This window comes from Protofrankia sp. CiP3 (genome assembly GCF_917627345.1).
Taxonomy (GTDB): Bacteria; Actinomycetota; Actinomycetes; order Frankiales; family Frankiaceae; genus Protofrankia.
This window is the reverse complement of sequence record NZ_CAKJTM010000153.1, coordinates 1,916-8,758: the sequence shown is the minus strand read 5'-3', so window position 1 is coordinate 8,758 and position 6,843 is coordinate 1,916. Positions and strand designations below refer to the sequence as shown.

General features: G+C 63.2%; 7 protein-coding genes. 6 read left to right on the top strand and 1 reads right to left on the bottom strand.

The window, feature by feature from the left end; all coding sequences use genetic code 11:
- Positions 1-36: 36 nt before the first annotated feature.
- The 4 genes from MJ797_RS24865 to MJ797_RS24855 all read left to right on the top strand — a co-directional run bounded on the left by MJ797_RS24865 (position 37) and on the right by MJ797_RS24855 (position 2,131).
- Positions 37-519, top strand: coding sequence for a hypothetical protein (locus MJ797_RS24865; protein ID WP_239341862.1), 483 nt, complete (start codon positions 37-39; stop codon positions 517-519).
- A 266-nt stretch (positions 520-785) separates the two neighbouring features.
- The gene (locus MJ797_RS24860) at positions 786-1,043 is read left to right on the top strand and encodes a hypothetical protein (RefSeq protein WP_239341860.1); all 258 of its coding nucleotides are present in this window, start codon (positions 786-788) and stop codon (positions 1,041-1,043) included.
- An 8-nt stretch (positions 1,044-1,051) separates the two neighbouring features.
- Positions 1,052-1,177, top strand: coding sequence for a hypothetical protein (locus MJ797_RS27110; RefSeq protein WP_255739470.1), 126 nt, complete (start codon positions 1,052-1,054; stop codon positions 1,175-1,177).
- Between the two features lie 108 nt (positions 1,178-1,285).
- A complete protein-coding gene (locus MJ797_RS24855; RefSeq protein ID WP_239341858.1) occupies positions 1,286-2,131 on the top strand; it encodes a hypothetical protein in 846 nt (281 codons plus the stop codon).
- Between the two features lie 544 nt (positions 2,132-2,675).
- Here the strand turns inward: MJ797_RS24855 and MJ797_RS24850 are convergent.
- Positions 2,676-2,876: a hypothetical protein gene (locus tag MJ797_RS24850; protein ID WP_239341856.1), complete on the bottom strand. Its 201-nt coding sequence runs from the start codon at positions 2,874-2,876 to the stop codon at positions 2,676-2,678.
- Positions 2,877-3,053: 177 nt separating this feature from the next.
- Here MJ797_RS24850 and MJ797_RS24845 point away from each other — a divergent pair, with 177 nt between their 5' ends.
- Together MJ797_RS24845 and MJ797_RS24840 are read left to right on the top strand one after the other, a co-directional pair.
- Entirely contained in the window at positions 3,054-5,630 is a 2,577-nt protein-coding gene (locus tag MJ797_RS24845) for a helix-turn-helix domain-containing protein (protein ID WP_239341854.1), read from the top strand.
- 361 nt (positions 5,631-5,991) lie between these two features.
- On the top strand, positions 5,992-6,786 hold the full coding sequence (locus MJ797_RS24840; RefSeq protein WP_239341852.1) for a restriction endonuclease: 795 nt from the start codon (positions 5,992-5,994) through the stop codon (positions 6,784-6,786).
- Positions 6,787-6,843 lie beyond the last annotated feature (57 nt).

The window sequence follows — 6,843 nt, the reverse complement described above, 5'->3', positions numbered from 1 at the left end:
CGGGAACCCTCCACCCAGACATGAACGACACCCGGCATGAACGACGACACCTGGACGCTGGTCACGGATGTCGTCGGCCGTGTCCAGCGCGCGATCGGCCTCAAGGACGCGCCTGCGATCGTCATTCTCGACGGCGACCGCCGCCAGATCCTGTCCGACTACGACTACCTGCGTGACCAGGAAGCCACCGTCGCCTTCGAGCACAAGGCCGCCGAGCACGCCCGCACCCTGCACCTGCGCCGGTTCGCCTTCGCCGTCCCCCAGGTCGTCATCGAGACCGAACCTGGCATCTTCAGCGCCAGAGCGGTCTCCAACCACCCGCTGCGCCCCGGCGAGCAGGGGACCATCGCCTGGATCGCCTATGACACCACCGACGGCGCCGACTTCGGCTTCGCCCCCTACACCCGCCGCCCCAACGGACGGCCCGTCTTCGACGAGCCGGAAATCTTCGACGTGCCGATGCGCGCTGACGACCGCATGCCCGGGGCCCGCCTCCTGCGCCAGCTCACCGACAGCTGAGCACGGCCGACACGCCCGCGCCACGACGCACTCGATGCTCCAGCCGAATGTTGCATCTGGTACGACTAAATCTCACTTAACTGGCAGCATGTTGATATCTGAACCGTGCAGTATTCTTCATCGATCGGCGATCTTGAGGTCCCGTGACTTGGCATCGGGGCGCGGGGTCCTGACACCGATCGCTGGCCCGCACTGGGTAGTTGCCCGGTACGCGCATCTCGCGCGAAGCGGCGGCAGGCAGGCGCGTGTGGTGATAGCCATGAGGCATGGATGATCGCCAGCGGCTTGTTCGGCGCGTCTCGCTTGTCGCTTGGGCCGGCGAGCCCGGCTCGGACGCGTGCGGCCTGCGCTTCGCCAGCGCCGAGGACGGTGGTGATGTTCACGTCGCGCTGTGGCGGCTGACCTCCTGGTACGCCGGGACGGTGCGGAGAGGCAATGATCTGGCGACGGGTGATACCGACACCCCTGAGTTCCCCGGCGCTACCACGCCGTCGACGGCCTCCCGGACGACGCGCTCGCCATGATCGGCCGCATGCTGCGTACGTGGCTGAACTTCAACTTCGATGTCGACGAGGTGTGCCTGGCGCTCCGGTGGGCTGGGGACGCCAACCAGATCGCCTGGCACGACCGACAGGTCTTCAGACGGACCGCCGTCTGAGGTCAGGTCGCCCGTCGCCCGTCGCCCGCGTAGATAACCACCCCGGCCCTGCCCGAAGAGAAGGTCACGAGAATGTCGTCGCACCACGACAGCCGCTGGGTACTCACCGTGCCCTTCACCGTCTCGCCGGCCCTACGTCTCGTAGACGAGATCGCCGGTCAGTTCGGCGGATTGAAGTTGAAACTGAAGCCGGCGACGCCCGGTTTCAACTGCGTCGTTGTCGAGGACCTCGTAAGTGCCGACCAAGCCCGCGAGGCATTCCAGCAACTCAAGGTGGGCCTTCTTGCCGCTGGCCTTTATACTGGATGTGGCGTCCGAGTCTCGGACGACCTCTTTGAATTTGATGGCTCCACGCCCCCATCAGGCCGACCCGGCCAGGCGGTTCTGTGTCAGCAAGGCCAGCAATTTCTAAGCGTCTACTTCGAGTTCGGCGACGCAGCGTTCATTGCCGACCGCGCTCTCCCTCGATTTCTAGAAGGGCTCCGAGCTGGGATTACCTTCGATCCCGTGTCGCTAGCGATGCAAGATACGCAGGTTCGCCTGGCCTCGGTGTTGTTCACCGACAGCTACTTCGAGAGTTCGCCGCAGGCCCGCTTCATCGGACTGATGGGAGTCCTTGAGGTACTCAAGGACAAGGAAAGCGCGTCGAGCGCCACCCAGAAACTCGTGACTCGGTGGATGGACGAGGTCAGAAGAGAACATCCACCCGAGGAACAGGCACTTCTAGGCCAACTAGGATGGCTCAGGACCGTCTCGGTCGGCCAGGGAATCAGATCAATGACGCGTCGCCACCTCGGCGATGAGGCGTCCCGGACCGCGACCATGCTCTACCGCCACCGCAGCACGATGGTTCACGACGGCTCAATACCCGAGAATCTAGCGACCCTGCTCGATCAGGCCGAGATTTTGGTTCGACAGCTGTTGGCAAAGATTTTCTCCGCAGGCGCTCGGTAGCGTCGTTCAGCTCGGTTAACGTCGACTAGGCGCCAACCATCGGCGCTGACTCATTTAACTGGCAGAGTGCTGTTATCCGAGCCCTGCCGTACTCGGCGGTCCTGATGTTGTGCGGCGTGGCGACAGCGTCTCGTCCTTTGGAGCCCGACAGCCCGGAGCGGACTGTCGGACGCTGCCGACGTACCAACTTGGGTTCGCTGGTCACGCACGGATCGCGGCGCAAGCTTCGGGGCCATGATGCAGCGTGCGGCGGGACAACGAGCGCAGCCGGTGCTACCACCGCGGCGACGTGCTGCCAATCGGTCCGCTCTGCTTGGCAGTCCGGCGTAGCGTGCCATGGTGCCATCTTGGAGGGGGACTAGCTAGCCGAGTACGCAATACGATCTCAGCGTGACCGAGCCCGACCGCCCCATAGTCACGGAGAACACGCATCCCGTTGGTCGGCCGAGCTACCCAACACTCTGTGGTCGGCCATGCGCTGGCCTGGCCTGTCTAGCGCTGGTCTTCACCGAGACGACAGGTGACGCTGTCCCCAGCAGGTTCGTCACAGTGCTCCGAGCGTGCTGAGGACCAGGATTTCCAGTGCGAGAGCGCCTGCGAACGCGGTCCCGGCGCGCAGGACCGCGGTCGCCGGATGGGCGCCGGTGCGCCGTTCTAGGTAGCCGGCGAGTAGTGCCACACAAGTGGAGGCGGTGACGCACAACGCCACCACGAGGATCTTGATTGTCATCGGGTCGGTGGACATCTCGATGCTCCTTCGGGCCGAGCCGCCCGGATCGGCGACAGCCCCCAGACTGAGACACCTGAGACCGGCTTCTCGCCCCGCCGGGATCTGACCGGAACGATCAGCTTGGTGTTCTTCTGTGAGAGGCTTTCCGGTGGTTCCGGCGCCGGAAGAGCACCGGAACCGGAACGGGGGACCATGGCAGCGCGAGAGCCGAGCGCAGCGGTCAGGGAGATCTGCGCGATCTTGAGCCGGCTGCGTGGCAGTGCGGGGTTGACCGATCTGCAGCTCGCCGAGCGATGCGGGTACAGCGTCAGCCACCTCAACGCGATCCGCAACGGCAAGATCACCAAACCGCCGCCGGATGAGAAGATCGAAAAGTGGGTGCGGGCCTGCGCTGCCAACGACGACGTAGCCGAGTTCGCACTGGCTGAGATCCGGGAACTGGCGGCCGTCGATGAGCGCCAACGTGACCTAGAAAAGACTGCGGGCAGCCGCGCCCCTGACGCAGCTTCCCCTAGCCCAGCGCATCCTGAGCCTGTCGGCACCAATGCCCTGCCCCGTGTCGTCGCCACGGCGGGCCATCTGGCCTGGAACATCCCGGCTCGTCTGCCCCGTTTCGTCGGACGGGACCAGCTTCTCGCCGACCTTGGAGTGAAACTTGCCGAGGCAAGGGTAGCTTTGGTGGCGCTCGATGGCATGGGCGGGATCGGTAAGACCTCCATCGCGGTCGAGTACGCCCACCGCCATGCCAGTGACCTCGCCCTCGCCTGGTGGATACCGTCGGAACAGGCGGAGTTGATCGGCCAGCACGTCGCCAGCCTTGGCGAACATCTGGGCCTTCCGGCTGGGTCTGACCCGAGTGTGGTTTGGGCGGCGCTTCGCCGGGTCGGTTCCTGGTTGGTTGTCTTCGACAACGTTGCTAACGCCGACGCCATCCGTGCCTTCCAGCCGTCCGGCGGGGGCCGGGTCCTGGTCACGTCACGGCTGCGCGGCGTCCGCAAGCTGGGCGTCCCGTTCTCGGTCCCGCTTCTCGAACGTGACGCGTCCGTCGAGCTAATCCGTGATCGTGTGCCCGCCATCAGCCTGGAGGCGGCATCCAAGATCGCAAGTCTTGTCGAGGATCTACCGCTCGCTGTCGACCAGGCCGCCGGGTATCTTGACGAGACCGGCACTCCCGCCGCCCGTTACTCCGAACTCCTCGCCGCTACACCTCACATATCCGCGGCCGGCGTCGCCTCGCTGTCGGTAAACCGCCTTCGTGCCGACAAGCCTGCTGCAGTCGCGCTCCTCGAACTCTTGGCTTTCTGCGCCGCCGATCCGGTTCCACTCAGCCTGTTCATGGACCATGTCGAACTGCTTGCCGCCTGCGATTCGCTTCAGGACGCAGTCAAAGACCCGAGAATCTGGACAGACACGGTCGGCGCCTTGATCTCCTACAACCTGGCCGCTCGGGAGCAAGACACTCTGACCGTTCATCCCGTGATCGCCGCCGACGTCCGCGCTGCGGTTGGCGATGTCTGGACATTTGGTCGGCTCCTGGCCATCGCTAAAGTCCTCAACCAAGCGGTGATCAATCTTTCAGAGAAGGGGGCCGGCTGGCAGTCCTGGCGTCTTTTGCTCGCTCACGCTCTCACGGTGGCCGACCATATCCGGCTCTATCCTTCCTCCGATGAGTCACTAAAAGGCCTGTTCGATATCCTCTACCCTGTGGGGCGCAACCTAACGGCGACCACAGCGTACTATCTTAGAGATCATGGCCAGTCCGCCGCCGCAGTCCCGCTATTCGAGCAGAACGCGACCGACTGCGTCCACGTTCTCGGCCCAGAGCACGAAGAAGCGCTGGAAGCGCGCGACGCACTAGCAACCGCCTACGATCTGGCCAGCCGAAATGAGGAAGCCACCGCCCTACACGAGGAAAACCTTGTCGGAATAGAACGTGCTCTCGGCGCGGAGCACGAGTTGGCGCTGCGCAGTCGCAACCATCTTGCCAACGCCTGGTCCAGCGGCGGGCAAATTCTGCGCGCAATTGCCCTCTACGAACAGAATCTGGAAATCGCGACAAGGACTCTTAGCGCGGATAACCGTACTCTTCTTCTTGTCCGGCTATCTTTGGCCGCAGCGTACCAGAGGTTCGGCGATGCCGAGCGGTCTATTGTGTTGCTGGAACGAATTTTGGCCGATCAGCGCAGGTTTCTCGGGTCCGATCACCCGGACCTGCTGGTCACGCGGGGCAACCTAGCGTCCGGCCATTTGACAAATGGACATACCGGGCGGGCTATCGCTTTGCGTGAGCAGAACCTGCACGACTTGATATCGCTTCGAGGTCCCGACCATCCCGATACCCTGATTGGGCGCCGTGATCTCGCGGAGGCGTACCAGAAGGCCGGCCGGACGAAGAAGGCCCTCTCGCTGTACGAACAGACCTTCGCCGACCAAACCCGCGTTCTTGGCCTGCTCCACCCGCATACCCTTGTAAGTGGAGTCAACCTTGCGGCCGCACACTCCGGCGCAGGTAATAACGAGCAGGCAATCACCCTATACGAGCAAAGTCAGGCTGGCCTGCTCCGTCTGCTTGGTCCGGGGCACCGCGACACCGTCGCTGCCACCTGCGAGCTCGCGACCGCCTACGCCGAAAGCGGGCGGATGGGTATGGCCATCAATCTGTACAAGAAAGCCCTGGCCGACGGCGAAAAGACTCTACATACCGACGACGAGGTGCTGATTACTATCCGCAGAGTCCTGACTCTCCTCCGGGTTAATCTCGGCCGATAAGCTATAGTTGGATCGCGGCTCATTTAACTGGCGGAGTGCTGTTATTCGAACCCTGCGGTATTCGTCGATCACGGCGCCGATGCTGATCGCAGGAGGCCGGTCGACCATCGACGACGTTGTCCGCCGTGTCATGCGGACCCGGCCAGCGCCGCCCAGGCGCTCCTCAGGCCTCGTGTCCGACGCTTAGGTGGACACGGCTGTGCGGTACCCACCAGGTCGATGGCCGAGCGCCAGCAGGCCGCACGCGCCGCGGCGGGCCTCGCCTCGAGCAGCACCTCCAGCCAGGACTGTCGCGGGCGTCGGCGACCGCACGGGACCGCCCGCGCGCTGATATCTCGGCCTGTCATGCGAGAATCAGCGGATGCCTCCAAAGCCTGCCTGGGCAGAATACCAAGACGATGTTGCCAAAATCTTCTCAGGACTGGGATTTCGGGTCAGAACCAACGAGCGTATTCAAGGTGCGCGGGGTGGGCATGACATCGATGTAACCGCGCGCATGAAAGTGGCAGGCGTCGAGCAGCTCTGGCTGATTGAATGCAAGAGATGGACGCGGTCAGTTCCGAAAGAACGAGTGCTAACTCTACTCGGAGTCGTTGCCGACATCGGCGCCGACCGCGGTTTCATGTTCTCGGAGAGTGGATACCAGGCCGGGGCTTTCCGAGTAGCCGCAAACATGAACGTGACACTGACGAGCCTCGAAGATTTTCGAGTGAACGCTGCGAGTGAACTTGTCGATCTTCAGATTCGGGCGCTCGATTCAAAGCTCGAACGGCTCGCGCGAGCATACGAGTCGCTATGGGATTTGAGCGAGGAGGAGCGGAGGGCCGCCTTTTCAAATTATGTTGGCCCTCCAGATATTGCGGGGCGGCCTTCCTGCGCCTCGGTGACGGCGAGGATATCTCAGATGCGCGAAGCGCTTGAGAGCGCTCGATACGGCAAATGGCCAGTCTATTACTACGCGCTTGATCACGATGACCGTGGTCTGATCACAGTGCTGGCCCTCGACGGCTTGCTCCCTATTATCGAGTTGACCCTCGACACCTGCCAGAAAATCCACGATCACATGCTAAATCCCGACCCTTCAGTTGAGAACTGGAGGGACTTGCAAGCACCAGAATTGACGGAGCTGCTGGCGCTAATTCGGCGAGGGCAGTAGCACCCCGTCCTTGGGGTGCGGTATCAAGTGGTGGAGGCGACACCCGACGCCCGCCTC